Annotated in this window: 18 protein-coding genes; 8 read left to right on the top strand and 10 right to left on the bottom strand. The window is 73.2% G+C overall.

The genetic code is table 11. The annotated features are described in order from the left end of the window. Positions 1-54: 54 nt before the first annotated feature. The 4 genes from ACSU6M_RS21005 to ACSU6M_RS20990 form a co-directional block, all read right to left on the bottom strand. Positions 55-1,221 carry a hypothetical protein gene (locus tag ACSU6M_RS21005; protein ID WP_437071327.1) on the bottom strand — a complete coding sequence of 389 codons (1,167 nt, stop codon included), beginning with the start codon at positions 1,219-1,221 and terminating at the stop codon, positions 55-57. Between the two features lie 171 nt (positions 1,222-1,392). Further along, positions 1,393-2,592: a VWA domain-containing protein gene (locus ACSU6M_RS21000; RefSeq protein WP_437071326.1), complete on the bottom strand. Its 1,200-nt coding sequence runs from the start codon at positions 2,590-2,592 to the stop codon at positions 1,393-1,395. A gap of 106 nt (positions 2,593-2,698) precedes the next feature. Then, positions 2,699-5,152: a DUF5682 family protein gene (locus tag ACSU6M_RS20995; protein ID WP_437075268.1), complete on the bottom strand. Its 2,454-nt coding sequence runs from the start codon at positions 5,150-5,152 to the stop codon at positions 2,699-2,701. Positions 5,153-5,593: 441 nt separating this feature from the next. After that, on the bottom strand, positions 5,594-6,736 hold the full coding sequence (locus ACSU6M_RS20990) for an ATP-binding protein (RefSeq protein WP_437071324.1): 1,143 nt from the start codon (positions 6,734-6,736) through the stop codon (positions 5,594-5,596). 134 nt (positions 6,737-6,870) lie between these two features. Here ACSU6M_RS20990 and ACSU6M_RS20985 point away from each other — a divergent pair, with 134 nt between their 5' ends. Both ACSU6M_RS20985 and ACSU6M_RS20980 read left to right on the top strand, forming a co-directional pair. Further along, the gene (locus tag ACSU6M_RS20985) at positions 6,871-8,226 is read left to right on the top strand and encodes an SWIM zinc finger family protein (protein ID WP_437071322.1); all 1,356 of its coding nucleotides are present in this window, start codon (positions 6,871-6,873) and stop codon (positions 8,224-8,226) included. Positions 8,227-8,335: 109 nt separating this feature from the next. After that, on the top strand, positions 8,336-10,168 hold the full coding sequence (locus tag ACSU6M_RS20980) for a DUF5691 domain-containing protein (RefSeq protein WP_437071320.1): 1,833 nt from the start codon (positions 8,336-8,338) through the stop codon (positions 10,166-10,168). A gap of 169 nt (positions 10,169-10,337) precedes the next feature. On the opposite strand, the gene ACSU6M_RS20975 is transcribed toward ACSU6M_RS20980, so the two are convergent. Further along, positions 10,338-10,754 carry a cobalamin B12-binding domain-containing protein gene (locus tag ACSU6M_RS20975; RefSeq protein ID WP_437071318.1) on the bottom strand — a complete coding sequence of 139 codons (417 nt, stop codon included), beginning with the start codon at positions 10,752-10,754 and terminating at the stop codon, positions 10,338-10,340. Between the two features lie 534 nt (positions 10,755-11,288). Between ACSU6M_RS20975 and ACSU6M_RS20970 the strand changes: the two genes are divergently transcribed. After that, the gene (locus ACSU6M_RS20970; protein WP_437071316.1) at positions 11,289-12,167 is read left to right on the top strand and encodes an esterase/lipase family protein; all 879 of its coding nucleotides are present in this window, start codon (positions 11,289-11,291) and stop codon (positions 12,165-12,167) included. A gap of 379 nt (positions 12,168-12,546) precedes the next feature. After that, complete coding sequence (locus ACSU6M_RS20965; protein WP_437071314.1) at positions 12,547-14,118, top strand: M23 family metallopeptidase; 1,572 nt, start codon at positions 12,547-12,549, stop codon at positions 14,116-14,118. An 86-nt stretch (positions 14,119-14,204) separates the two neighbouring features. Here the strand turns inward: ACSU6M_RS20965 and pcrA are convergent, their stop codons facing one another. Next, positions 14,205-16,688: a DNA helicase PcrA gene (pcrA, locus tag ACSU6M_RS20960; RefSeq protein WP_437071312.1), complete on the bottom strand. Its 2,484-nt coding sequence runs from the start codon at positions 16,686-16,688 to the stop codon at positions 14,205-14,207. Between the two features lie 435 nt (positions 16,689-17,123). On the opposite strand from pcrA, the gene ACSU6M_RS20955 reads away from it, so the two are divergent. Next, complete coding sequence (locus ACSU6M_RS20955; RefSeq protein WP_437071310.1) at positions 17,124-18,356, top strand: NlpC/P60 family protein; 1,233 nt, start codon at positions 17,124-17,126, stop codon at positions 18,354-18,356. A 237-nt stretch (positions 18,357-18,593) separates the two neighbouring features. Here ACSU6M_RS20955 and ACSU6M_RS20950 read toward each other — a convergent pair whose 3' ends face one another. Continuing rightward, positions 18,594-18,947, bottom strand: a complete 354-nt coding sequence (locus ACSU6M_RS20950; protein WP_437071308.1) for a hypothetical protein — start codon at positions 18,945-18,947, stop codon at positions 18,594-18,596. A 458-nt stretch (positions 18,948-19,405) separates the two neighbouring features. On the opposite strand from ACSU6M_RS20950, the gene ACSU6M_RS20945 reads away from it, so the two are divergent. Continuing rightward, positions 19,406-20,494, top strand: a complete 1,089-nt coding sequence (locus ACSU6M_RS20945; protein ID WP_437075266.1) for an NlpC/P60 family protein — start codon at positions 19,406-19,408, stop codon at positions 20,492-20,494. Between the two features lie 111 nt (positions 20,495-20,605). On the opposite strand, the gene ACSU6M_RS20940 is transcribed toward ACSU6M_RS20945, so the two are convergent. Continuing rightward, complete coding sequence (locus tag ACSU6M_RS20940) at positions 20,606-21,367, bottom strand: LuxR C-terminal-related transcriptional regulator (RefSeq protein WP_437071306.1); 762 nt, start codon at positions 21,365-21,367, stop codon at positions 20,606-20,608. Beyond that, positions 21,364-22,656, bottom strand: a complete 1,293-nt coding sequence (locus tag ACSU6M_RS20935; RefSeq protein ID WP_437071304.1) for an ATP-binding protein — start codon at positions 22,654-22,656, stop codon at positions 21,364-21,366. The genes ACSU6M_RS20940 and ACSU6M_RS20935 overlap by 4 nt, the downstream gene beginning before the upstream one ends. Positions 22,657-23,546: 890 nt before the next feature. On the opposite strand from ACSU6M_RS20935, the gene ACSU6M_RS20930 reads away from it, so the two are divergent. Both ACSU6M_RS20930 and ACSU6M_RS20925 read left to right on the top strand, forming a co-directional pair. Continuing rightward, positions 23,547-24,785, top strand: coding sequence for a PspC domain-containing protein (locus tag ACSU6M_RS20930; RefSeq protein WP_437071303.1), 1,239 nt, complete (start codon positions 23,547-23,549; stop codon positions 24,783-24,785). Then, positions 24,772-25,029 carry a hypothetical protein gene (locus ACSU6M_RS20925; protein ID WP_437071301.1) on the top strand — a complete coding sequence of 86 codons (258 nt, stop codon included), beginning with the start codon at positions 24,772-24,774 and terminating at the stop codon, positions 25,027-25,029. Before ACSU6M_RS20930 ends, ACSU6M_RS20925 begins: the two co-directional genes overlap by 14 nt. Before the next feature lie 122 nt (positions 25,030-25,151). Here ACSU6M_RS20925 and ACSU6M_RS20920 read toward each other — a convergent pair whose 3' ends face one another. Continuing rightward, entirely contained in the window at positions 25,152-25,679 is a 528-nt protein-coding gene (locus ACSU6M_RS20920; protein ID WP_437071299.1) for a DoxX family protein, read from the bottom strand. Positions 25,680-25,706 lie beyond the last annotated feature (27 nt).

Here is a 25,706-nt window from a genome sequence, read left to right as displayed (position 1 = left end):
GCGGGCGGACCTGACCGCCCCCGCGCGGCAGGTCGACAGGCGGTAGGTCGCCCGCTAGCCGGGGAAGACGGGAATGTCCCGGTGCCGGTCGCGGGTACCGGGCACCTCGGCCCCCACCGCGGCGCCGGCCAGCAGCCGCAGCGGCGCGCGCTGATCCGACGTCACGGCCTGCGCGTCCCCGTGCCGCGGCGAACCGTTGTCCCCCGCCGACCCGTTCACCGGCACCCCGTCCCCGCCCGTCGGCCACAACGGCGCACCCGCGTCACGGGCGGGCGTACCGGCGAAGGACGTACGCGAGGCGACCGGCACGGCACCGCGCCATGCCTCGTAGGACCCGGTCACCTGAGCGAGGTGCCCCTGTGCCCGACCGAGCCCCTGTCCACGCCTGGGCCCGTGCGGCACCGGCCTGACGCCACGCTCGGCGGACCCCACACCGGCCCCCGGCACGACGCCGCCATGCGCCTCTGCACCCAGCCCGCCCGGACCGTCCTGCCCGTCCGGCACCGGCAGCTCGGCAGCGTCCGGGACCCCAGGCAGGTCCCCCAGACCAGGGAACCCGGGCTCGGACCCGTCCCCCGGCCACAGCGGCAGCCCCGGCGCCGGAAACCTCACCGGCGACTCGGGCAGCCGCAGCTCCGAGGGCGAGACCCGGCCCGCCAGACGAGCCGCCTCCTCCTCGGCCACGGCACCGGCCGCGCGCACCGGCCCCGCCACACCGGCAGCCCTGAGGGCGACCTCTGGCTGGGAGGCGGCGTCGGCCGGGGAGGTGGGGTGGGCCTGGGAGGCGGCGTCGGCCGGGGAGGTGGGGTGGGCCTGGGAGGCGGCGTGAGTCGGGGCAGTGACGTCAGTCCGGGCCGTGACGTCGGTGCTCGAAGCAGCGTCAGCTCTGGAGGCGGCGTGAGCGCCGGAGTCAGCGTGAGCGCCGGAGTCAGTGTGAGCGCCGGAGGTGATGGAACCCTCGGCACTGTCCCTCGGGCCGCGCAGGGCGTCCGAGTTCACCAGGACGTCGGTGGCGCTCGCGCTCACCTCCGCCACGACGGCCGACAGGGACTCGCCGTACGGCACGGGTTCCGTCGACTCCGCCGCCCGCGCCTGCCCGCCGTACAGCAGCCCCAGCACGAACAACCCGCCCAGCAGCAGCCCCACCCGCAGCGCACGCCACCCACCCGCGGTACGCATCACGCGTACGGCGGCACCGGGCACCACGGCGGAACAGGTCAACGGGGGAAGGGTCCTCTTGTGCGGCGTAACGGATCGCGGGGCGCTGCGAGGCGGTGCGGACAACCGGAGCGCGGCACACCGGGCAACGGGCGTCGATCCTTGCACAGCACTTCCGAGGTTGCGCAAGCCCCCCGTTACCGATGGGTACTCATATCCGTTTTCCCTCCTCCGTCATGAGGTGTCCGGTATGGGCAGCGGGCGTTTCTCGATGGCCGCCGCCATCACCTCCGGGAACAGATCGGGCGTGCAGGCGAAGGCCGGAGCGCCCAGTGCCGCCAACGCCGCCGCGTGCTCCCGGTCGTACGCCGGCGCCCCCTCGTCCGACAGCGCCAGCAGCGCCACGAACTGCACCCCCGACGCCTTCATCGCGGCCACCCGCCGCAGCATCTCGTCACGTATGCCCCCCTCGTACAGATCGCTGATCAGCACGACCACCGTCTCGGCCGGCCGGCTGATCTGCGACTGGCAGTACGCCAGCGCCCGGTTGATGTCGGTGCCACCGCCGAGCTGCGTACCGAACAGGACGTCCACCGGGTCATCGATCCGATCCGTCAGGTCGGCGACCGCGGTGTCGAACACCACGAGCCGCGTGCTGATCGAGCGCATCGACGCCAGCACCGCCCCGAACACCGACGCGTAGACCACCGAAGCCGCCATCGACCCCGACTGGTCCAGGCAGAGCACCACCTCCTTGTGCGCCGAACGGGACGCCCGCCCGTATCCGACAAGCCGCTCGGGCACGACCGTGCGCTGCTCGGGCAGGTAGTGCCTGAGATTGGCGGCGATCGTGCGGTTCCAGTCGATGTCGTGGTGGCGGGGCCGCCGCACCCGCGCGCTGCGGTCCAGTGCCCCGGTCAGCGCCGCCCTGGTACGCGGGGCGAGCCGTCTCTCCAGATCCTCGACCACCTTGCGCACGACCGCCCGTGCCGTCTCTCTCGTCGTCTCCGGCATCGCCTTGTTCAGCGACAGCAGCGTCCCGACGAGATGCACGTCCGCCTCGACCGCCTCCAGCATCTCCGGCTCCAGCAGCAGCGCGGACAGCCCCAGCCGGTCGATGGCGTCACGCTGCATCACCTGCACGACGGAGGAGGGGAAGTACGTCCGGACGTCCCCCAGCCACCGCGCCACGGCCGGCGCCGACGCACCCAGCCCCCCGGAGCGGTCCCGCCCCGCCCGAGCCCCCTCCTCCTGCCCGTAGAGCGCGGACAGCGCCCCGTCCATCGCCGCGTCCCGACCGGAGAGCCCGTACTCCGTACCGTCCGCGTCCCCCTCTCCCCCCAGCACCAGCCGCCACCGCCGCAGCCGCTCCCGCGCCTCGACCGACTCCCCGGACACCCCCGAGCCCGGCCCGACCTCACCGTTCACCGTCATCGCCCGCCGCCTTCCACGCACCCCGCACCCCGTCGCTTCCCCGCACCCGCGCGCCGTCGCCGCCTCCCCGTGTCGGCCCACCGCCAGGCGCCGCCGTGCCGCTGCATCACCCAGCCGCCCGCCGCTGTCCTCCCCCTCCCATCCCGTCCCCGTCCGCTCTCCGCGGCTCCCGGTCCCCGTCCAGCCCCAGCAGCAGCCGGACGACCGGCAGTACGGCGTCGGCGCGCTCGGGGTCCAGGTCGGCCGCGAAGCCGGGGGTGCGGGAGCCCGGGGCCGCGCTCCTGTCGCGCTCGCCCGGTCCGCGCCGGACCAGTTCGCCGAGGGTGCGGCGCGCTGCGGGCTCGTACGCCGAGAAGGTGCGCCGCAGCAGGGGCAGCACGTCGGTGAACGCCTCTGCCGGAACTCCGGTCAGCCAGGCGTCGACCAGGCCCCGCAACCGCTCGTCGTGCACCAGGAGGAGCCCGCCACCGGAACCGCCGCCCACGAAGCCCTCGATCCAGGCGGCCGCCTCGGCCGGCGGCGTCCCCGGTGACAGCGCGAGCCCCATCAGCCGTGCCGCCTCCTCCCGCGCCAGCAGCTCACCGTCCAGCAGCAGTCGCACGGCACGGCCGCGGATGATCCCGGGCACGGTGTCCCGGCGGGACAGGACCCCGAGCACCTCCTGCCAACGGGCCCTCAGATGGGCGCGGTCCGTCGGCGCCGGTATCTCCTCGTCCGCCAGCAGCCCCACCGCCCGGTGCACGGCGTCGACATGGCCGCGCATCACGTCGGCCGCCTCGGCGTTCAGCGCGGTGCAGGCCGGGGGCAGCCCGACGAAGATCCGCTCGGCGAGACCGACGGCGACCTCCCTGAGCGCGCCGGTGTCCGTGCCGCGCACATCTCCGTAGCGCAGGGAGCGGACCAGGGCGGGCAGGGCCTGGGCGAGACGGCCGACGTCGGTGTCGAGCGCGGCACGGTCGGCGAGGACGCGCATCACCGCCGGAAGTGCGTCCGGGAGCCCGGCCAGCAGACAGTGCTCGGCCAGCGCGGTGACGTCGGCGAGACCGGGTGCGGTGAGGGCGTCGGCCTCGGCCTTGGCGTTCGCGGCGGAGAGCACGGTCGTGCCCCACACCCCGGCCTCGGCGACCCGCAGCGACAACTCCGGCTCCCAGCGCAGCCGCCACGTCTCCCGGAACGTGCCGGTGCCGGCACGCGAGGCCACCCGCTCGCCCCAGACCACGTCCAGCAGCCGCAGCCGGTGCAGCAGCCGGCTGCGCCTGGCGTCGGTCTCCTTGCGCACGTCGAGCTCCAGCTCGCGCTCCGCCGCCTCCGGCTTGAGCCGCAACCGGCGCTGCAGCCGGTCGAGATCCCGCTGCAAGGGCACCGCGGGCGCCGCGGCGGGGACCTGGCCCAGCACGTCTCCGACGATCAGCCGGTCGCGGACCAGCGCCAGCGGAATGTCCGATCCCTCGCACATCACCGCCCGTATCGCGTCGACGGTCTCGCTCAGGCCCGGCACCGGGCGGCCGCGCAGAGCGGCCAGTGTCTCCGCCAGCCGCACCGCCTCGATGACATGAGCCGGGGAGACGCTCCGGTCCTCGGCCCGCAGCAGCCCCGCCACCTTGGTCATCCACCGCTCCACCGGCCGGTCCGGAGCCGCGAACACATGCCCGTACCAGCCCGGCGAATCGATCCCCGCGCCGTACCCGCCGGCCCGCGCGAGCCGCCGGTGCGTCCACGGCACCCAGGTCAGCTCCGCCTTCACCTTGGGCAGTCCCTTCAGCAGCGCCCGGTCGGACGTGACCGTCGTCCGCCGCCGCAGCGCGGGCACGTGCCAGGCCCCGCACACCACGGCCACGGCCTCGCCGAACTCCCGCCGGGCCGCCCGCAGCTGGAGCCGCATGTACGCCTCGCGCACCAGGTCCCGGTCGTGCCCCCCGCTGCCGTAGACCTCCCGCAGCGCCGCCATGGCCTCCTCGACCGCGGCGAACGGTGCCAGCGCGCCGGTGTCCCCCATCCCCCGGTGCTCGACGACGTCCTCCCACCAGCGCTCCGGGTCGTCGTACCCGGCGGTCTCGGCGAGCACGGCGAGCGGGTCCAGACGGAGCTCGCGCCCGCTCGTACCGTCGTGGCGCGGTGTGCCGCCCCCTGGGGTCTCCCCCTGGTCGCCGGCGCTAGCGCCCTGGTCGCGCGGTGTGACGGTCTCCGAGGCCATGTCTTCGTCGGCGTGCTCCGCGTACGCGTAGTCCTCGTTCTCCTCGTTCTCCTCGTCCTCCTCCTTTCCCCAGGCCAGGGTGTGTGTCGCCGGCAGGTCGATGAAGCGGACCGGGACCTGGTGTTCCAGGGCCCAGCGCAGGGCGATCCACTCCGGTGAGAACTCGGCCATGGGCCAGAAGGCCGAGCGTCCGGGTTCGTCCACGGCGTGGGCGAGCAGGGCCACCGGCGGCCGCATGCCGGGGTCGGCGGCCAGCGGCACCAGCGCGTCGGCCTCGGGCGGCCCCTCGATCAGCACGACGCCGGGCCGCACGGCGTCGAGGGCCGCCCGCACGGCCCGAGCCGAGCCGGGCCCGTGGTGCCGCACCCCGAGCAGCACGGGGCCGGAGCCGCCCCGGCCGCTCGTCTCTCCCTCGGCCGCGTTCCTCTCTCCCTCGGCCGCGTTCCTCTCTGCCTCGGCTGCGTTCACCGACACCACCCCCTTCGCCCTCCTTGGCTCACACGGGTCACGGATCGCCCTCGCTCGGCCCCCGCCGCCCCGGCACCCCACGCTCGGCCCCGCCGCGTCGACGCCCCACGCCGGGTCGGTCCCGGCGTGGGCGCCTGTCCTGATCAGCGCCTCCACTCATGAAGAGTCCGGGAGCGCCGGCTTTCGTTGCCTCTCTTCAAGTCCGCCGGGAGGCGCCGCCGTTGTGAAGGCTCCGGCGCCGGGGCCAGGCCGTGTCGTCGTCGGAAACCCTGCGCACCACGGCCCTCCTACGGCCCTTCGCGTTGCGTCCCCAGATGGAGGTGTTGTCGTCCTCGCCGTTCATGCCGTCACCTCCCGGCAGGCGCGGTAGAAGTCCGTCCAGCCGTCCCGTTCGCGGATCACCGTCTCCAGGTACTCCTGCCAGACGAGCCGGTCGGCCGCGGGGTCGCGGACGACGGCGCCGAGGAGGCCGGCGGCCACGTCACCCGACCGCAGCACACCGTCACCGAAGTGGGCGGCCAGTGCGAGACCGCTGGTCACCACGGAGATCGCCTCGGCCGGGGACAGGGTGCCGCTGGGCGACTTCACCTTCGTACGGCCGTCGGTGGTGACCCCGTCGCGCAGTTCACGGAAGACGGTCACCACGCGGCGGATCTCGTCGATCCCGTCCGGTACGGCGGGAAGGTCGAGGGAACGGCCGATCTGACCGACCCTCCGGGAGACGATGTCCACCTCCGCCTCCACGCTGTCGGGCAGCGGCAGCACCACCGTGTTGAAGCGGCGCCGCAGCGCGCTGGAGAGGTCGTTGACCCCGCGGTCGCGGTCGTTGGCGGTGGCGATCAGGTTGAACCCGCGGACCGCCTGCACCTCCTGGCCCAGTTCGGGTATCGGCAGGGTCTTCTCCGAGAGGATCGTGATGAGCGTGTCCTGGACGTCGGCCGGTATCCGGGTCAGTTCCTCCACCCGGACCGTCATGCCCTCCGCCATCGCCCGCATGACGGGGCTGGGCACGAGGGCTTCGCGGCTCGGGCCGTGCGCGAGCAGCTGCGCGTAGTTCCACCCGTAGCGGATGGCCTCCTCCGGGGTGCCCGCCGTGCCCTGCACGAGCAGCGTCGAGTCGCCGCTGACGGCGGCGGCCAGGTGCTCGGACACCCAGGTCTTCGCGGTGCCCGGGACTCCGAGGAGCAGCAGGGCGCGGTCGGTCGCGAGGGTGGTGACGGCGACTTCGACGATGCGTCGCGGGCCGACGTACTTGGGAGTGATCACTGTGCCGTCGGGCAGCGTGCCCCCGAGCAGATACAGGGCGACCGCCCACGGCGACAGCTTCCAGCGGGCCGGGCGCGGCCGGTCGTCGTGCGCGGCCAGCGCGGCGAGTTCCGCGGCGAAGGCATGCTCGGCGTGCGGCCGCAGCACCTCCGGCGAAGGCGTGGTCGGGTCGGTGGTCGTGGGATCGTCAGGCTTCGTTTCGACGGACACGGACATGGCTGAGTGCCCCCTCCAGCTCGGCCGGTTCGGATCTGGCACCCACCGTGCACCACGGCACTGACAATGCGTTCCGACCTGCGCAAACGCTCGCGGAGGGCCGATTGTCAGTGGGGGGCTCTACGGTCGGAGACATGAATCGGCAGGGGGTGCGCTGGACCGCGGAGCAGGTGCTGGCACTGGCGCCTGACTCCGCGTCACGCGATGCGGGCAGCAGGCTCGGTGCGGCCGGTCCGTGGTCCGAGACGGGGAGTGGTGACGAGGGGGCGGTATGGGGACTGTGCGAGAGCGGCGACAGCCGGCCCTACCGCACGGCTGTCGATCTCGCGAGCCCCTCCGGCCCTGCGTTCACCTGCACTTGTCCGAGCCGGAAGCTCCCCTGCAAGCACGCGCTCGGGCTGCTGTTGCTGTGGGCGGACGGTGACGGCGACGCGGTGCCGCGAGGGCAGGCGCCGCAGTGGGCCGGGCAGTGGCTGGAGGAGATGAGGGAGGAGCGAGAGGAGAGGAAATCGGGAGCCGACGAGGCGAGTTCGGCGGGCAAGCCGTCCGATCCGGAGGCGGCTCGGCGCAGGGCGGAGCGGCGGGCCGAGCGGATCACGGCGGGGGTCACCGAGCTGGAGCAGCGCCTCGGGGACCTGGTGCGCGGCGGTCTGGCCGCGGCGGAGCAGGCCGGGTACGGGATGTGGGAGGAGACCGCGGCCCGCATGGTCGACGCGCAGGCACCGGGCCTGGCCGCGCGCGTACGGGAGTTGGGGGCGACCGTGTCCTCCGGTCCGGACTGGCCCTCACGGCTGCTGGAGGAGTGCGCGCTGCTGCATCTGCTGGACCAGGGCTGGCTGCACCGGGAGCGGCTGCCTCCGGCGCTCACGGCCACCGTCCGCTCCCGCGTCGGCCAGACCGCCGCACCCGAGGGGCCGCCGGTGCGGGACCGCTGGCTCGTCCTCGCCCAGTACGACACGGCCGACCCGAAACTGACGACGCGCCGCATATGGCTCTACGGCACCGAATCCGACCGCACGGCCCTGCTGCTGTCCTACGGCGCCGCCGGCCGCGTCCCCGAACTGGCCCTGCCGGTCGGCACGGAGCTGGACGCCGAGCTGTCCGCCCATCCGGCCTCACCGCGCTGCGCCCTCGGGGAGCGGTTCTCGCCGCCCGAGCCCTCGGCCGTACGGCCGCCGGGTGTCACGGTGACGCGGGCGGTCGCCCGGTACGGCGAGGCGCTGCGGGACGATCCGTGGCTGGAGTCGGTGCCGGTCACGCTCGACCACGTCGTGCCCACGCCGGACGGTGACGCCTGGCAGCTGGCCGACGCCACCGAGGACACGGCGCTGCCGCTCACGCCGGTCGCCCTCGGCCGGCCCGGCCTGTGGCGGCTGGTGGCGTTGTCGGGCGGCGCGCCGGTCAAGGTCTTCGGCGAGTGCGGCCACCGCGGTTTCACTCCGCTGACGGCGTGGGCGGACGGGGTGGGTGAGGCCGTCGCTCTGTGCTGAGGGCGATCCATGCGCCGCAAGGCCCCGGCCGCGGCCCAGGCCCAGGCCCCGACCGACCCGGATACCCAGACTCAGCCCCAGATCCAGACCCAAAGAAAGGAAGCAGCCGATGACCAGGCACCCTGCCTCCACGGACGCACCCGAGCGGGTCCTCTGGGACGACCTCGTCACCGCGGCCCTGCTCGGCACCGACCGCCGTATGCCGCGCATCGAACCCGACACCGGCCACCCCCCACCCGCGCGCGGCTCGCGCCCTCCCGCACCCGCCACCGCCGAGCGGAGCGGCCGTAAGGCCGCGGCGCCCACGGCCCTGTTGGACGCCGCCGCTCAGGAGACCGTGCGGCGGCGGGCGGGGCTGCGGCCGGCTCGGGCCGCGCGGCGACCGGAGCCGGCCCCCGTCGACCCGCGCCCGCCGTTGCCCGCCGCGGCGGCACGGCGGCTGGCGTCGCTGCTCGCCGACCGGCCCGGCGCGGCCGCCGGCGGCCGCAGAGGCAGCACCCCGGACCTCATGGAACTGCTGCCCCAGTGGCTCGCCACCGCCAACGCCCGTGGCTACGCGGCTCCTCCGGCCCTGCTGCCCGCCCTGCTGGACGCGGCCCGCGGCCGTACGGACCTGCGCCCGGCCGCCCTGGCCTTCGCGGGCCCACGCGCCATGTGGCTGGCCCGGTTCAACCGGGACTGGCGGTACGCCCTGCGGACGACGCCGGGGGGTGGCGCGGCGCTGCCCCGCCTGGACGACGTACAAGAGGTGCGGCGGTTGTGGCAGGAGGGGCTGTTCGCGGAGCGGGTCGCGCTGTTGGCCGTGCTGCGGTCGCGGGACCCGGCCGCCGCGCGTGAGCTGCTGGCGTCGACGTGGGCGGTGGAACGGGCCGAGGACCGGCTGATGTTCGTCGACTCGCTGCGTGTGGGGCTGGGGCCGGGGGACGAGCCGTTCCTTGAGCAGGTGCTGGACGACCGCAGCCGCAATGTGCGGGCGACGGCGGCGGAGCTGCTGTCGGCGCTGCCGGAGTCGGCGCTCGCCGCGCGGATGGCGGTCCGGGCCGCGGTCTGCGTGGCCCTGGACCACACGCTCCAGGAGCCGACGATCGGGGTCGAGGCGCCTCACGAGTGCGACGCGAGCATGGTGCGGGACGGTGTCGTGTCCAAGGCTCCGGCGGGACGGGGTGAACGCTCGTGGTGGTTGGGCCAGTTGGTGGAGGCGGCACCGCTCGGCACCTGGCCGGGACGGCTCGGTGGCCGCACTCCGGAAGAGATCGTGGCGCTGCCCGTGGCCGACGGCTGGCAGAGCGAACTGCACGCGGCCTGGTGCCGGGCGGCCGTTCGGCAGCGGGACGCCACGTGGTCGCGGGCGCTCCTCGGGTCGCCGTCGGCCCCCGAGGCGGGCGGTCCCGGCGCGGTGTCGCTGGCGGAGCGGGCCAAGCTGCTCAGCACCCTGGACGCCGGGGAGCGGGCCGACTGGGTGGCCGGGTTCATCGCGACGCACGGGCTGTCGGAGGCATTCCAGCTGCTCGGCGTCTGTGCGGTGCCGTGGGCGGCCCCGCTGGGCCGGGCCGTGGTGGACGCGCTCAACATCGCTCGGGACGCCGGGAGTTACCCGTGGAGTTTCAGCGGCGTCATGGGCCTGGCCGAACGCTGCCTCGACCCGGCGGAGGCGTACCGCCTCGACGGCCTGCTGGCCGTCCCCGAGGAACCGGAGGACGCGTCACCCGGCGCCGGCGGCTACTGGGCGGAGGCATTCCAGCGCCTGGTCTCCACGTTGCGCCTGCGCGCGGCGATGACGGAGGAACTGACGGCGGAGCCGACGCAGGGACCGACAGGGAAAGCGGCGGAGGAGCCAGGGGCGGGACGAGGCGACGACACCCCGTCGAGCGCCGAGCGCCCATTGCCGCACAGATGCCCGGCGGACGGTTCAGGGGCGACGCCGGGCGAGGTCACGACGTAGGACGGCGGCGGTGTGCACGGCAAGGGAAGACGCCGTCACCCACCGGCCCGCCCGAGCCGCCAAGCCGCCGCCGGGACGCGCCCGGCAGGGCACGGCGCCCACCGCACCCGCCCGCCGCAGCACCGCACGGCCGCCCGGCACACCCCCTGTCGACCCGCGCCCCGGTGCCCTACGCCCCCGCCGGCTGGCGGACGTTCGCGCGGACCCAGTCGACGATGGCCGCCGTCGTGGCGCCCGGCGTGAAGATCTCGGCGACACCCTTCTCCTTCAGCGGCGGGATGTCCGCCTCGGGAATGATGCCGCCGCCGAAGACCAGGATGTCCTCGGCGTCCCGCTCCCGGAGCAGGTCGATCACGGCGGCGAAGAGCGTGTTGTGGGCCCCCGAGAGGATGGACAGCCCGATCGCGTCGGCGTCCTCCTGGATCGCGGTGTCGACGATCTGCTCGGGAGTCTGATGGAGGCCGGTGTAGATGACCTCCATACCGGCGTCGCGCAGCGCCCGCGCGATCACCTTGGCCCCACGATCGTGGCCGTCGAGCCCCGGCTTGGCCACCACCACGCGGATCGGACCGGCTGCCACACCCATCACTGCCTCCATGAAGCGACTTCATCCATCCGTACCGACAAGTACCGCACACTTCGGACACCTCGCACAGATGGCACAGGCCACATGCGCGCGAGTCCGCTGCCACCCGCCCCCCCGGGGGACGGCGCCGTCTCGGCACGGACGCCCCGGACGACACTGACCGGGGAAGTGAACGAACGTTATCTCCAGAATCCCGCAACCGGCAGTTTCGCGCAGGAGACCGAGGGGGAAATCACACGTGGGACACGTTCGCCGCGCACCGTTCCGCCTCTTCGCGGCCCCCGCGCCTCGGCAGCCCGCGGCCGAGGGACCGCACACCGCAGCGGAACGCGCGCATGGAGAGCCACGACGAGACCGCCGCGCCGGCACACCCCCTCATCACCTCACCCACGCCGTCCGCGCCACCCTCCGCGCTTCGACCGCACACCCCTCCGGGACCGCCGCCGGGGACCGGTCGACCGCACTCGCCATGACTCTCCACGAGGGCATACGGGGGACAGGGCCGTCCTCCCGTGCGCCGTTGGGAGGCCGGTCATGAAGGTCATCTGGGACCTGCTGCCGCTGCAGCCGCTCTGCCGGCGCCTGCTGCCCGGCAAGCTGACCGGCCTGTCGGTGGCCCTGCTCAAGGCGACCGCCCTGGAGATCGCGATCCTCGCCGGGCATCTGCTCCTCTACCCCTCCGGCATCAGCCAGGAGCGCCGCCCCGACTCCCCCGGTCCCGAGGCCGAGCCGGTGTCTGGCGGCGCGGCCCGGCTGCCGGCGCAGGAGCGGCCGCCGGTCGTGCTGCTGCACGGGTTCATGGACAACCGCTCGGTGTTCCTGCTGCTGCGCCGCACCCTGGCCCAGCACGGCAGGCACCGCATCGCCTCTCTCAACTACTCGCCGCTCACCTGCGACATCCGCGCCGCCGCGGAGCTGCTCGGCCGCCACATAGAGGAGATCTGCGAGCGCACCGGCAGCAGGCAGGTGGACATCGTCGGCCACAGTCTCGGCGGGCTGATCGCGCGGTATTACGTACAGCGGCTGGGTGGGGATCCGCGGGTGCGCACCCTGGTCACGCTCGGCACGCCGCATTCCGGCACCCGGGTCGCGCCCCTGGCCGACGCCCACCCGATCGTGCGCCAGATGCGCCCCGGCTCACCGGTCGTCGAGGAACTGTCGCGGCCGGCGCCCGGCTGCCGTACGCGGTTCGTCTCCTTCTGGAGCGATCTGGACCATGTGATGGTCCCGTTGGAGGCAGCCCGGATCGACCACCCCGACCTGCTGGCCCAGAACGTGCGGGTGAGCGGGATAGGTCATCTCGCCCTGCCCGTCCATCCCGCCGTCGCGAACGGGATACGGCAGGCACTGGACGGCACGGGCACCTCGGCCGAGGCCACCACCGCGACCGCCGACGGACTGACCGTGGCGTGACGACGACCGCCGACGGACCTGACCGCGGCCCGACAGCGGACCGGAGGCCCGGCGGCCTGGCGGTTCGGCGGCCCGGCCGCAAACCCACCGCCGCCCTGCCGACTTCGGCGGTTCACCCGACGTACGGCCGGCCTCCGACCCTCACTCGACCACGGCCGAAGCCGTACCCAAGGCCCGATCGAGCCCGCTCCACGGGCTTCCGGGATCGAACAATCTTCGAACACAAGGCCAAAGTCGTGCCCGCAGTCCCCCGAAACACGGCCGAATGCCCGTTTCCCGCTGACGCGAAACCTGCCGAAGATTGTCGTGCCCGCGTACCGCCGGGTACAGTCGCCGCACTGCTCTGGCAGCCCCTGTTGTCGAGGCGAAAGAGAAGTTGGTGAACGACCGTCACCCGTCGGGGACCATGACCACCCCGGCCCCGGCTTCTGACGCCTCCTCGGCGCCTTATGCGTCGTACGGCACCCAAGAAGCCGCGTACGGCGACTTCACCACATACGGCGGCTACGACGCGAGCGGTTTTGCGACCGGCGCCCACGGCACCGGCACCCACGGCATCGACGCCCACGGCATCGACGCCTACAGCACCGGTATCCACACCACCGCCGCTCACACCACCGGCACGTACGCCACCGACCCCCTCTTCGGTGACCTGCCCGGCAGCGACCACGAGACCGGCGCGTACGACACCACGCAGTGGTCCACCGGCAGCCAGCAGACCCTCAACTACGACGCCTACGCGGCCCAGCACCACGCCGCCTACGACACGGGCGCCTACGACACCACGGCCTGGGCGACCGGCCAGCAGCTGCCGCTCGTCCCGCCGCAGGCCACCGCCGCGGACGACAGCGAGTGGGGGTCCCCCCACTGGGAGAGCGACACCGGCGCCTGGCTGCACCCGGATCAGTCCGGCAACCCGGCCGACCAGACCCAGCAGTGGGACTGGGGCACCCAGGGCTTCGACACCGGCGCATACGACGCCACCCAGTGGAACTCCGCCACCCCGGACGCCACCACCGGCGAGCACGGCGAGCCCTCCCCGTACGACGACCTCACGGCGTACGACGATCCCGCCGACCCGAGTGCGGACCCCGACGCGGAGACCGATCCGCGCGAGACCGGTGAACTCCCCGCCCTGACCCTCCTCGACGGCCAGGAGGAGACCGCCCCGGCCGCCCCCGCCGCCCCGCGCGCGGGCTCGCGCAGCGCGTCCCGCTCCCGCCGCCGCACCCCCGCCAAGCGCTCGGCACTGCTGACGGTGGCCGTGCCCTCGGCGTGTGTGATGGGTGTCGCCGGGATCGCCGCGGCCTCGGTGGGCAGCCTCACCGGTGGCGACGGCCAGGACACCGCCACCACCGCCTCGGACGCGGTGCCGGTGCAACCCTCCACCGCCAACAACCAGCTCGACACCCAGCTGCAGAGCCTCACCGCCGAGGCCGACGACTTCGCTGACCGCGCCAGCCGCACCCAGGAGCGCATCGACCTCAAGGCTCAGCAGGAGCTGGAGAAGAAGCGGGCGGCGGAGGAGGCGGCCCGCAAGGAGCGGCTGCGCCCCAAGTTCGCGCTCCCGGTCGCCCAGCACGGACTCAGCGCCTACTACGGCCAGTCCGGCGTCAACTGGATGTCCCTGCACACCGGCATCGACTTCCCCGTCTCGTACGGCACTCCGGTCATGGCCGCGACCGACGGCACCGTGCGGACGCAGTGGAACAGCGCCTACGGCAACATGGTGATCGTGACGGCGATGGACGGCACGGAGACCTGGTACTGCCACCTCGGCAGCTACGCCGTCCCCTCCGGTTCGACCGTCAAGGCGGGCGACACGATCGCCTACTCCGGCAGCTCCGGCAACTCCACCGGCCCGCACCTGCACTTCGAGGTGCGTCCGGGCGGCGGTTCGTCGATCGACCCGCTGGCCTGGCTGCGCAGCCACGGCCTGGAGCCGTCGTAGGCCCAGAGCGTTTCCGGTAAGCCCCGCTGTCCTGGACGGCGGGGCTTACTCGTCGTGGTCGGTCGCAGCCCGGGTTACAGCCCCGGCTACAGCTTCTCGACCGGCGCGTAGCGCAGCAGGAGCCGCTTGGGCTTGGCGTCGCCGAAGTCGATCGTCGCCTCGGCGTTGGCCCCCGTGCCCTTGACGGCCATGACCGTGCCGAGCCCGAACTGGTCGTGGGTGACCCGGTCGCCGACGGCGAGGGAGGCGACCGGCTTCTCGCCCCCGCCGCGACCGGTGGCGAAGCCGGAGGCGCCCGACGCCGAGGAGCGGGATCGGGAGGAGGACAGCGAGGCGGCGATCCTGGAGGCGGGGCCGGAGGAGACGGGCGCGGTGGCACCCGTGCGCTTCCAGTCCACGTGCTGCGCCGGGATCTCCTCCAGGAAGCGGGAGGGCGGGTTATACGAGGGCTGCCCCCAGGCGCTGCGCATCGCCGCGCGGGTGAGGTACAGCCGCTCCCGCGCGCGCGTGATGCCGACGTAGGCCAGCCGGCGCTCCTCCTCCAGCTCCTTGGTCTGGCCGAGGGCGCGCATGTGCGGGAAGACGCCGTCCTCCATGCCGGTGAGGAAGACGACCGGGAACTCCAGGCCCTTGGCGGTGTGCAGGGTCATCAGGGTGATGACGCCGGAGCCTTCCTCGTCCTCGTCGGGGATCTGGTCGGAGTCGGCGACGAGCGCGACCCGCTCCAGGAAGTCCGCCAGTCCGCCGGGGTTCTCCTCGGACTCCTGCTCGAACTCCAGGGCGACGGCCGCGAGTTCCTGGAGGTTCTCGATCCGGGTCTCGTCCTGCGGGTCGGTGGAGGACTGCAGCTCGGCGAGGTAGCCGGTGCGTTCGAGGACCGCCTCCAGGACGGTGGCCGGTCCCGCGCCGGACTCGACGATCGTACGGAGCTCCTCCATCAGCGCGTTGAACCGCTTGACGGCGTTCGTGGACCGGGCGGCCATGCCGTACGCCTCGTCGACCCGCTTGAGCGCCTGCGGGAAGCTGATCCTCTCGCGCTGGGCGAGGGCGTCGATCATCGCCTCGGCGCGCTCGCCGATGCCGCGCTTGGGCACGTTGAGGATGCGCCGCAGCGGCACCGAGTCCTCCGGGTTGGCGAGCACCCGCAGATAGGCGAGGACGTCCCGGACCTCCTTGCGCTCGTAGAAGCGGACGCCGCCGACGACCTTGTAGGGCAGGCCGACGCGGATGAAGACCTCTTCGAAGACACGGGACTGGGCGTTGGTGCGGTAGAAGACGGCGACATCGCCGGCCTTGGCCTCGCCCGCGTCCGTGAGGCGGTCTATCTCGTCGGCGACGAACTGCGCCTCGTCGTGCTCGGTGTCGGCGACATAGCCGGTGATGCGCGCGCCCGCGCCCGCGTTGGTCCACAGGTTCTTGGGGCGGCGGGACTCGTTGCGCTCGATGACCGCGTTGGCCGCGGAGAGGATCGTCTGCGTGGAGCGGTAGTTCTGCTCCAGCAGGATCGTCGTCGCGTCCGGGTAGTCCTCCTCGAACTGGAGGATGTTGCGGATGGTGGCGCCGCGGAAGGCGTAGATCGACTGGTCGGCGTCACCGACGACGCAGAGCTCGGCGGGCGGCACGTCGTACTCGCTGGGGGGCACGTCGACGGGGTGCTCGTTGGTCCCCACCAGTTCGCGGACCAGGGCGTACTGGGCGTGGTTGGTGTCCTGGTACTCGTCGACCAGGACGTGCCGGAAGCGGCGGCGGTAGTGCTCGGCGACGTCCGGGAAGGCGCGGAGCAGGTTGACCGTCGTCATGATCAGGTCGTCGAAGTCCAGCGCGTTGGCCTCGCGCAGGCGCGACTGGTACAGGGCGTATGCCTGGGCGAGGGTCTTCTCGAAGCCGTCGGACGCCTGGGCGGCGAAGTCCTCCTCGTCGATCAGCTCGTTCTTCAGGTTGCTGATCTTGGCGCTGAAGGACTTGGGCGGGAAGCGCTTGGGGTCGAGGTCCAGGTCGCGGCAGACCAGGGCCATCAGGCGCTTGGAGTCGGCGGCGTCGTAGATCGAGAAGGACGAGGTGAAGCCGAGCTTCTTGGACTCGCGGCGCAGGATGCGCACGCACGCGCTGTGGAAGGTCATCACCCACATCGCGTTCGCGCGGGGGCCGACGAGCTGCTCGACGCGCTCCTTCATCTCGCCCGCGGCCTTGTTGGTGAAGGTGATCGCGAGGATCTGCCCGGGGTGCACGTTCCGCTCGGCGAGCAGGTGGGCGATGCGGTGGGTGAGCACGCGGGTCTTGCCGGAGCCGGCTCCGGCGACGATGAGCAGAGGCGAGCCGGAGTGGACGACGGCGGCGCGCTGGTTCTCGTTCAGCCCCTCCAGCAGGGCGGCCGCGTCGATCACGGGGCGCGGGGCGCCGTCGCGGTAGTAGGCGTCCCGGTCCGGGGGCACGTCGAACTTCCCGCCGAACAGATCGTCCGGAAGCGACTCCGGAGCGTGATCGTCCTCGGGCGGCGGCGGGGGCTCCTCCTCGTGCCCGCGAGGGGCCTGGAGGTCCGCCAGGAAGCTGTCGTCAAAGAGGCTGCTCATCGCTCTACGAGTCTAGGGGGCCCCACCGACAACCGTTCCCGGTCCCGGAAACTCCCGGCCACCACGGTGCGTGACCTCGGCGCCACCGCCTGCGCCGATCCCGGCCCGAACACGCCGAGGTCACGAAAATGTATCGGGCATATCACCCGCCAACCTTCACACGAGCCACACGAGTTGGCTACGGTGCCGGGCAGGCCGCACGACCCCCTCCGGCGAACGTCGCCGAACCGTGCGGCCTCCGCCGAGTCCGGTGCGCCCGCACGCCCACCGGAGCCGGGACCACCGAAACTGGGGTGAATCGGCCCACTCCCGTACGGGAGCGCCGTAGGGCAAGCCTTCCGAACCACCCGCCCGAACCCTCCTCCGGAGCCCGAAGGGCCTGGGGGTGCCCCCACCACCGACCCGGTAGGCGGCCGATGGAAGGAGTCGCCTCCCTTGGCGTCGCACCGCAAGCCGCGCCCCGCGAGCCCGCGCATCGCCGGCATACGGACACCCGCCCTGGCCACCGCCGCCCTGACCTCCGTGGCACTGCTCTCCCAGGCGGCCGAGGCCGCCCCCTCGGACGACGACCGGCCGAGCCTGGAGGAGGTCGAGAAGAAGGTCGACGACCTGTACCGGCAGGCGGAGTCGGCGACCGAGAAGTACAACGCGGCCCGGGAGCGCACCACCAAGCAGCGCAAGCTCGTCGACTCGCTCCTGGACGACGTGGCGCGGCGCACACAGCGGCTGAACGACGCGCGCGAGCGGCTGGGTTCCTTCGCCGCCGCCCAGTACCGCACCGGCTCCGTGGCCCCCGGCATGGCGACCTTCCTGCTCGCCGACAGCCCGCAGGACTACGTCGACCGGGCCCGGCTCATGGACCGCCTCACCGGCCGCCAGAAGAGCGCGGTCGACGACTACGTCGACCAGCAGTCGGCGACCCTGGAGAAGCGCCGCGAGGCCACGCAGAGCCTGGAGACGCTCACCGACGCGCAGGACGAGCTGAGGACCGCGAAGGCCACCGTCCAGAAGAAGCTCTCCACCGCGCGCGAGCTGCTGTCGCAGCTGACCGCCGAGGAGAAGGCCCGCCTCGCCGCGATCGAGGAGAAGAAGCGCGAGGAGGCCGCCCGCAAGGCCGCCGAGCTCGCCGCGCGGCAGGCGGCGGAGGAGGAGCGGCGGCGCGAGGCCGCCGAGGCCGCGGCGCGGGAGGAGGCCGCGGCCGGCTCGGGCGACGCGTCGCCCTCCCCGGAACCGGACACGGGCACGGGCACGGGCACCGGCACCGGCACCGGCACCTCGGACGGCTCGTCGTCCACCGACTCCTCCTACGGCACCAAGGCCGACAAGGCCCTCGCCTTCGCCCGCGCCCAGATCGGCAAGCCGTACGTCTGGGGCGCGACCGGCCCCGACTCCTACGACTGCTCCGGCCTCACCCAGGCCGCCTGGAAGGCCGCCGGCGTCGACCTCCCGCGCGTCACCTACGACCAGGTGAACGCGGGCACCACGGTCCCCCTCTCCGACGCCCGCCCCGGCGACCTCGTCTTCTTCTACGACGACGTCACCCACGTCGGCCTCTACATCGGCGGCGGCATGATGATCCACGCGCCGAAGCCGGGGACGTACGTCCGCGAGGAGTCCGTCTACTACGACGGTGAGTCGTCGATCCACAGCGTGGTGCGGCCGGCCTGAGCGGAGGCGGGCGCTGCGTGCTGTGGGGGGCGGCGGTGGGTCACCGTGTTCGCAACGGGCATGACGGCGGCGGCGACTCTCTCGGCCGCGGCCGCCGTCGACGTGCCGTGGTGGGAGGGACGGGACGGATGCTGCTGTGGATCTCGGTGGCCGCACGGCTCGCGGTGGCCGCCGGTGCGGTGCTGAACGCCCGGGCCGAACTGCGCGGCCCTGCGCCACGGTTCACCGCTCAGGACGTCAGGTCCAGAGCACCGCGGTGAAGATGTTCACCAGCGTCAGCAGGCCGACCAGCCCGAACAGCCGCTTGTCGACCTGTTCCTCGCTCCGCTTCACGAAGATGATCGTGAGGATCGCGAGCAACACCGCCATCTTCAGGCCGATCTTGGTGTTGTTCAGTTCCACGTCGTCGGCGTTGTTGAGCGCGGTCAGGAGCAGGCCGCTGACCAGCATGACCAAGGCGCCGTGGAGCATTCCGGGAGCGAACCGGACGGTGCCCTGACCGGCCGCCTTCAACTGGTAGATGAAACCGCCGAGGAGCGCGGCGATACCGATGACATGCACACCTACGAAAAAGTTGATGAGTAAGTCCATAGGGCCGGAGTGTAGTAGTGCCCCCCAGTGCATGGTCACCGGGTCTCCGCTGGATATACGCGTGCTATAGCGGCACGCATGGGCGCCCTATAGCACCTCCTCGCTTCTCCGGGACACGGAACGCCCGCATCGGTCATAGCGCCGCGCGAGCCGGCCACCCTCGTCGCGAACCATGGACATCCGCGGTCAACGGCCGTTCCGCTTTCGGCATTTTGCAGCATCGCGTTACCAAGCCGTCACCCTCGGGTCTAGCGTCCTCCCCCAGGTGACCGGCTCCCCATCGCCGCCCGGGCCAGGGGCGGCAGCCGGACGCCACCGCCGAGAAGGTCCGGCGGCGGTCCGCTCCCCCCTGTGCGGCCGTCGCCGGTCCGCGAGCCGTCCCGCACGCCGCTCCCCCGGCGGCCCACCTCCCGTGGTCGCGGGTCCCGGCGGTCCCAGGAAAGGACGTGCAGGTCGACGTGGCAGCGCACCGCAAGCCCAGACAGCTCCCGGTCGGCGGCAACACGGCCCGTACGGCGGCCACCCTCGCCCTCGCGGGAGCGGCGACCGCGACCGCCCTCGACGGCACCGGGCAGGCCGCGCCCGAGCTGACCCCGGCGCAGGTCAAGGCCAAGGTGGACAAGCTGTACCAGGAGGCCGAGGTGGCCACCGAGAAGTACAACGGCGCCAAGGAGAAGGCCGACGCCGCCGATCGCCGTCTGAAGCACCTGCGCGACGAGGCCGCCCGCAAGGAGGACCAGCTCAACTCGGCGCGCGAGGCACTCGGTTCGGTCGCCGCGGCCCAGTACCGCCAGGGCGGCCTCGACCCGGCCCTGCGCCTCGCGCTCTCCTCCGACCCCGACCAGTTCCTCGACCGCGTCGCCCTCGCCGAACGGGCGGGCGACCGCCATTCCGCCGCCCTGCGCCGGGTGCGGCAGCAGCTGCGGGAGATCGAGCAACTGCGGGGCGCGGCCCGCGTCGAGCTCGCCTCCCTCAAGTCCCGCCAGGCCGAACTGCGGGAACACCGCGAGACCGTCACCGGCAAACTCGACACCGCGCGCCGGCTGCTGTCCCGCCTCACGGCGCAGCAGCGCGCCCAGATCGCCGAGGGCGGCTCCGTCCCCGGCACGGCCCGCGCCGCACACGCCACGACCGGCTCCGGCTCCGGCTCCGGCGAGACCCTTCAGGCCCCCGCCCCGGCGGCCGCTTCAGCCCCCGACTCCCGCGCCTCGGCCGCCATCTCCTACGCCTACAGCAAGCTCGGCAGCCCCTACGTCTGGGGCGCCACCGGCCCCGACGCCTTCGACTGCTCCGGCCTCGTGCAGGCCGCCTACCGCTCCGCCGGCGTCGAACTGCCCCGCACCACCTACGCCCAGATCGGCGCCGGCCGACGCGTCTCCCGCTCCGAACTCCTCCCCGGCGACCTCGTCTTCTTCTACTCGGCCATCAGCCACGTCGGCCTCTACATCGGCAACGGCCAGATGATCCACGCCCCCAACCCCTCCGCCCCGGTGCGCGTGGCCCCGATCGACGAGATGCCCTTCGCGGGGGCGACCCGCGTGGTCTGACGCGGCCGGGGCCTGGAACGGGGCCGGAGTGAATCGCGCGCCGATGCCCGCCGGGGACCCCCAAAGCCGAGGAGCCCCCAGAGCCGAGGAACCCCTAGAGCCGGGGGACCCCTAGACCAGTCGCCGCGCCGTCGCCCAGCGGGTCAGCTCGTGGCGGTTGGACAGCTGCAACTTCCTCAGCACCGCGGAGACATGGGACTCGACCGTCTTCACCGAGATGAACAGCTGCTTGGCGATCTCCTTGTAGGCGTACCCCCGCGCGATCAGCCGCAGCACCTCGCGCTCGCGCTGGGTGAGCCGGTCGAGGTCCTCGTCGACCGGCGGGGCGTCGGTGGAGGCGAAGGCGTCGAGGACGAAGCCGGCCAGGCGGGGCGAGAAGACGGCGTCGCCCTCCTGGACCCGGAAGATGGAGTCGATGAGATCCGAGCCGGTGATCGTCTTGGTGACATAGCCGCGGGCACCCCCACGGATCACTCCGATCACGTCCTCGGCCGCGTCCGAGACGGACAGCGCGAGGAAGCGCACCGGCTGCTCGGCGTCCGCCATCAGCGCGGCGCAGCGGCGCAGCACCTCCACCCCGCCGCCGCCCGGCAGATGCACGTCCAGCAGGACCACTTCCGGCCGGGTCGCGGTGATGACGGTGACCGCCTGGTCGACGTCCGCGGCCTCGCCCACCACCTCGACACCGGTCTGCTCGGTCTGCCCGATCTCGGCCTGGACGCCGGTGCGGAACATGCGGTGGTCGTCGACGAGGACCACGCGCACACGACGCCCGCCCGCCCCGCCGGCCGCCTCCGCGGTCTCGGCGGCCTCGGCGGTCTCGGCCGCCTCCGCCGCTGCCGCCGTGCCGTTCGTCTCGGTCGGGTCGCTCATGACGTCTTCTCCGCCCTCTCCATCTCCAGCTCGACCTCCGTACCGCCGCCCGGCACCGCGCGCAGCCGCGCCGTGCCGCCGTTGCGCTCCATGCGGCCGATGATCGATTCTCTAACGCCCATGCGGTCGGCGGGTATCGCGTCGAGGTCGAAGCCGGGGCCGCGGTCCCTGACGGACACGAAGACCGTCCTGCCCTCGACTTCGGCGTAGACCTGCACGGCGCCGCCCTCGCCACCGTACTTGGCGGCGTTCACCATCGCCTCGCGCGCGGCTTGCATCTGTGCGGCGACCTTCTCGTCGAGGGGGCAGTCACCGACGACGACCACCTCTATCGGCACGCCGTGCTTGTCCTCGACCTCGGCGGCGTTGCGCCGTACCGCGTCGGCGACGGTGTCCGGCTCGTCGGCCTCGTCCTTGCCGGTGCCCTCCGGCTTGTACAGCCAGGTGCGCAGATCGCGCTCCTGGGCGCGGGCGAGGCGGCGCACCTCGTTCGCGTTCTCCGCGTTGCGCTGGATCAGGGTGAGGGTGTGCAGCACCGAGTCGTGCACATGGGCCGCGACCTCCGCTCTCTCCTGGGCGCGGATGCGCATCAGCCGTTCCTCGGAGAGGTCCTGGGTCATGCGGACCAGGTAGGGCCCGGCGAGGAGCGTTATCCCGACGAGGACCGCGAGGGCCGCCTGGAGGACGGAGCCGAGGTGGGCCGCGGAGCCCTGCAGGACGAAGATGCCGGAAACTCCGGCCGTGACCAGCAGCACGCCGGCCACGGCACGCAGCAGGGTGAGGGTGCGGCGGCGCCGGCCGACCTCCACCCAGCGAGCCCGGCGGGCGTTGTCCGCCTGCCGCCAGACCAGGGCGACGCCCGCGCCGACGAGCACGGTGGGCCACAGGTACGCCTTGGCGCCGTTGCCCAGGTTCACGTTGCCCACGAAGACCATGGCGACGACGACCATGAGGAGCAGGGCGACCATCTGGCCCTTGTCCGGCTTGCGGGCGACGAGTCTGCGGCGGCCGTCGGGCGCGGTCTCGGTGGTGACCAGCGACGGTGGCTTCTGCGCGTCGACACCGCCGACGCCCAGGGGCACGAAGAACCAGAACGCGGCGTAGAGCAGTGCCCCCAGGCCGTCCGCCATGAACAGGCCCACGAAGACGAGCCGCACCCAGATCACGGGCAGCCCGAGATGCCCGGCGAGCCCCCGCGCCACGCCCCCGAGCCAGCGTCCGTCGCTGCTGCGGTAGAGCTTGCGCGGCGGCCGCGGTGGGACGAGGGGTGCTGCTGCGGCTTCCGGCATGCCATCGATGGTCACACGACCGCCACGGCGGGGCATCAGGGTTGACCCCCGAGACGCCCCTGATCTTCGACCGGCGTGTCCTTCGAACATGTCCCCCCGGCCGTCTCAGGGGCGATATCAGGGTCCGGCCAGGGTCATACCGACTGCCGCCGGGACGGCTCGGCCGTCACCATGGACACATGACTGATCACCAGCACGCCGCGGACGCCGGGCCCGGTACGGGTCCCGCGTCCGGTCCGCCGCCCGCGGCCCTCGCGGGCGCGGAACCGCGCACGGACACGGGCTCGCGCACGGGTTCGCCCGCGCACGCGGGCGCGGGCGCGCACGAGCGGGCGGGCGCGCGGAACAAGGGGACGGACGCGACGGACGCCGAGCCGTCGCCCCGTCACGCCTCCGGCGGGTCCGGGGGCTCCGACGGTTCGGGTGATGCTGGTGGGATGGGGGGCTCGGACGGTTCCGCTGCTGCTGCTGGGATCGGGGGCTCCGGCGAGTTCGGAGGCTCCAGTGGCATCGAGGGCTCCGGTGGCCTCGGAGGCTCCGGCGGGATCGGGGGCTCCGACGGGTCTGGAGGCTCCAGTGGGTCCGGGGGCTCCGGCAGCCCAGGTGGCTCAGGTGGCTCCGGTAGCTCTGGTGGGTCCGGTAGCTCAGGTGGCTTCGGTAGCTCAGGTGGGTCCGGTGGCTCTGGCAGGTCCGGAGCCACCGATGGGTCAGGAAGCTCCGATGAGTCCGGAAGCTCCGGCGGGCCCGGGCGCTCCGGTGGGGCCGGGCGCTCCAGTGGGTCCGGCGAGGCCGGGGCCGCCGGCGGTGCCGGTGACTCGTCCGCCGGCTCCTCCCCCTCCGGCGACTCCCCCGACCCGCACCGCCGGTTTCGGCGGGAGCGGGGGCACAAGATGCTGGCCGGGGTGTGCTCGGGGCTGGGGCGGCAGTGCGACATGGACCCGGTGATCTTCCGGATCACGCTCGCCGTGCTGGCCGCGACCGGCGGCATCGGCCTGATCTTCTACGGGTTCGCCTGGCTCCTCGTCCCGTACGACGACGAGGACGAGAACGAGGTCCGCAAGCTGCTGACCGGCCGGGTCGACGGACAGGCCCTCGCGGCGGTGCTGTTCGCCCTGGTCGGCTGCGGAGTCTTCCTGACGCTGATCAACAACGGCGGGGTGCTCACCTTCGCCGTCGTCCTCTCCCTCGTGCTGGCGGGCGCCGGCTACTGGTCGCAGCGCCGCGGCGCCCCCGACCCCGACCCGCTGGCCGCCCAGGCGGCCGCCGACGCCCCGCCGGAGGCCAAGGCACCGCCGGTGCCCGACTCCTACCCGTCCTGGTGGCGCGACCCCATCGTCAAGGACGGCACGCATGTCGGCGGCACCGGATATCTGTGGGGGCCGGGCGACTCGCACGAACGGGACATCGCGTCGGCCCTCACCATCGAGCTCAGCAGCGACTACGGACACGGCGCCCCGCCGACGCCCGGCCCGCGCCCCCGGCCGCCCAAGCCGCGCGGCCCCCGCTGGATCGGCGGCTGGGTCTTCCTGCTCGCCCTGCTCGGGGGCGCCCTGACGACAAGGCTGACCTGGGAGGAACACCCGCTGGGGACCAGTGTGCAGGCGGGGTTGGCCTGCATGCTGATCGTCCTCGGCCTGGGTATATCGGTGAGCGCGTTCCTGGGGCGTACCGGCGCCGGGTCGGTGCTCCTGGCGATCGTCACGGCCGGGCTGCTCGCCGGGGCGACGGCGATGCCCAAGGACATCGGCACCGACTGGAGACGCACCACCTGGCGGCCGGCCACCGCCGCCGACGTGCGGCCGCAGTACGACCTCGGCACCGGGGTCGGCACGCTGGACCTCACCCGGCTCGACCTCGCCGCGGGCCAGCGGGTCAGCACCAACGCCGAGGTGGGCGTGGGCCGGCTGCGGATCCTCGTGCCGCCGGAGGTGACGGTGGAGGCGAACATCGACGTAGGCATCGGTGACATCCAGCTGCCGGGCGACGACAAGCAGGACGTCGACGTGGCGGCGGGCAAGAGCAAGGAGACGGTCCTGCCGCCGGCCGAGGGCACGAAGGCCGGCGGCACCATCGAGATCGACCTACAGGTCGGTGTGGGACAGGCGGAGGTCAGCCGTGCTGCGTCATGAGTTCCTGCCGGGCAAGCTGGTGGCCGGCTTCTTCGTCACCCTCGCCGGTGTCCTCTACGCCGGGGACGCGGGCGGCACCTGGGAGACACCGTGGTTCGTGGTGATACCCGTCGTCGTCGGCGGACTGTGCCTGGCGGGCACGGCGGGACTGGTGGCCCGCGGCCTACGACGCCGACGAGCCGCGGGCACGTCACCGGACGGCTCGCCCCTGGCCGACACGGGCGGGACGAGACCCAGACCCTAGGCACGGCACGGCACGGCACGATACGGCAGGGCACGACACCGCCCGGCCCAGCTCTGCCCCGCGGTGCCCCGCAGTACCCCGCAGTGCCCAACCGTCGCCCACCGGCTTCGCGGTGGAGGCGGCTAGCGAAAGAGCCCGGCCCGTTCGCGGCGCCGGTTGCGGAGGACCGCGTCCACGGAGAAATAGGGGGCGCCCGCGAGGACGAGGGGGATCCAGGCCATCAGGTAGGCGAGGTCGTTGCCGTAGTAGTAGGGGTCGGAGGCCCAGCTGACCGTCAGCCAGAGGCTGAGGGAGATCAGGGCACCGCCGAGCGCGGCGATGCGGGCGAAGAGGCCGAGGAGCGTACCGATGCCGACGGCGAGCTCGCCGAAGGCGATGGTGTAGCCGAAGCCGACGGGGCTCTCCAGGGCCAGGTCGACCAGTTCCGGGATGGCGGCGGAGTCACGGACGCCGCGCATCATCTCGCCGATGGAGCCGGGGCCGGAGTCCTTCATGAAGGAGCTGTCGGTGAGTTTGTCCAGGCCGGCGTAGATGAAGGTGACGCCGAGGAAGAGGCGCAGGGGAAGGAGTGCGTAGTGGGTGGCGGTCGCCCGCCAGTCGCGGCCGCCGCCGGGGTAGGAGTGCGTGTCGGAATGGATACCGGGTGTCATCGCTGCCAGCCGCCTCTCGCCCACGTG

The organism is Streptomyces sp. enrichment culture (genome assembly GCF_964272895.1).
Lineage (GTDB): Bacteria > Actinomycetota > Actinomycetes > Streptomycetales > Streptomycetaceae > Streptomyces.
The sequence above is the reverse complement of the archived record's forward strand: the minus strand, read 5'-3'. Positions and strand labels throughout refer to the sequence as shown.

What these genes read in the sequence shown, in the direction of transcription:
- ACSU6M_RS20920 (WP_437071299.1), bottom strand. Translation starts at nt 25,679, where the DNA reads ATGACACCCGGTATCCATTCCGACACGCACTCCTACCCCGGCGGCGGC.
- ACSU6M_RS20930 (WP_437071303.1), top strand. Translation starts at nt 23,547, where the DNA reads ATGCTGGCCGGGGTGTGCTCGGGGCTGGGGCGGCAGTGCGACATGGAC.
- pcrA (WP_437071312.1), bottom strand. Translation starts at nt 16,688, where the DNA reads ATGAGCAGCCTCTTTGACGACAGCTTCCTGGCGGACCTCCAGGCCCCT.
- ACSU6M_RS20970 (WP_437071316.1), top strand. Translation starts at nt 11,289, where the DNA reads ATGAAGGTCATCTGGGACCTGCTGCCGCTGCAGCCGCTCTGCCGGCGC.
- ACSU6M_RS20985 (WP_437071322.1), top strand. Translation starts at nt 6,871, where the DNA reads ATGAATCGGCAGGGGGTGCGCTGGACCGCGGAGCAGGTGCTGGCACTG.
- ACSU6M_RS21000 (WP_437071326.1), bottom strand. Translation starts at nt 2,592, where the DNA reads ATGACGGTGAACGGTGAGGTCGGGCCGGGCTCGGGGGTGTCCGGGGAG.
- ACSU6M_RS20950 (WP_437071308.1), bottom strand. Translation starts at nt 18,947, where the DNA reads ATGGACTTACTCATCAACTTTTTCGTAGGTGTGCATGTCATCGGTATC.
- ACSU6M_RS20990 (WP_437071324.1), bottom strand. Translation starts at nt 6,736, where the DNA reads ATGTCCGTGTCCGTCGAAACGAAGCCTGACGATCCCACGACCACCGAC.
- ACSU6M_RS20935 (WP_437071304.1), bottom strand. Translation starts at nt 22,656, where the DNA reads ATGCCGGAAGCCGCAGCAGCACCCCTCGTCCCACCGCGGCCGCCGCGC.
- ACSU6M_RS20975 (WP_437071318.1), bottom strand. Translation starts at nt 10,754, where the DNA reads ATGGGTGTGGCAGCCGGTCCGATCCGCGTGGTGGTGGCCAAGCCGGGG.
- ACSU6M_RS20980 (WP_437071320.1), top strand. Translation starts at nt 8,336, where the DNA reads ATGACCAGGCACCCTGCCTCCACGGACGCACCCGAGCGGGTCCTCTGG.
- ACSU6M_RS20940 (WP_437071306.1), bottom strand. Translation starts at nt 21,367, where the DNA reads ATGAGCGACCCGACCGAGACGAACGGCACGGCGGCAGCGGCGGAGGCG.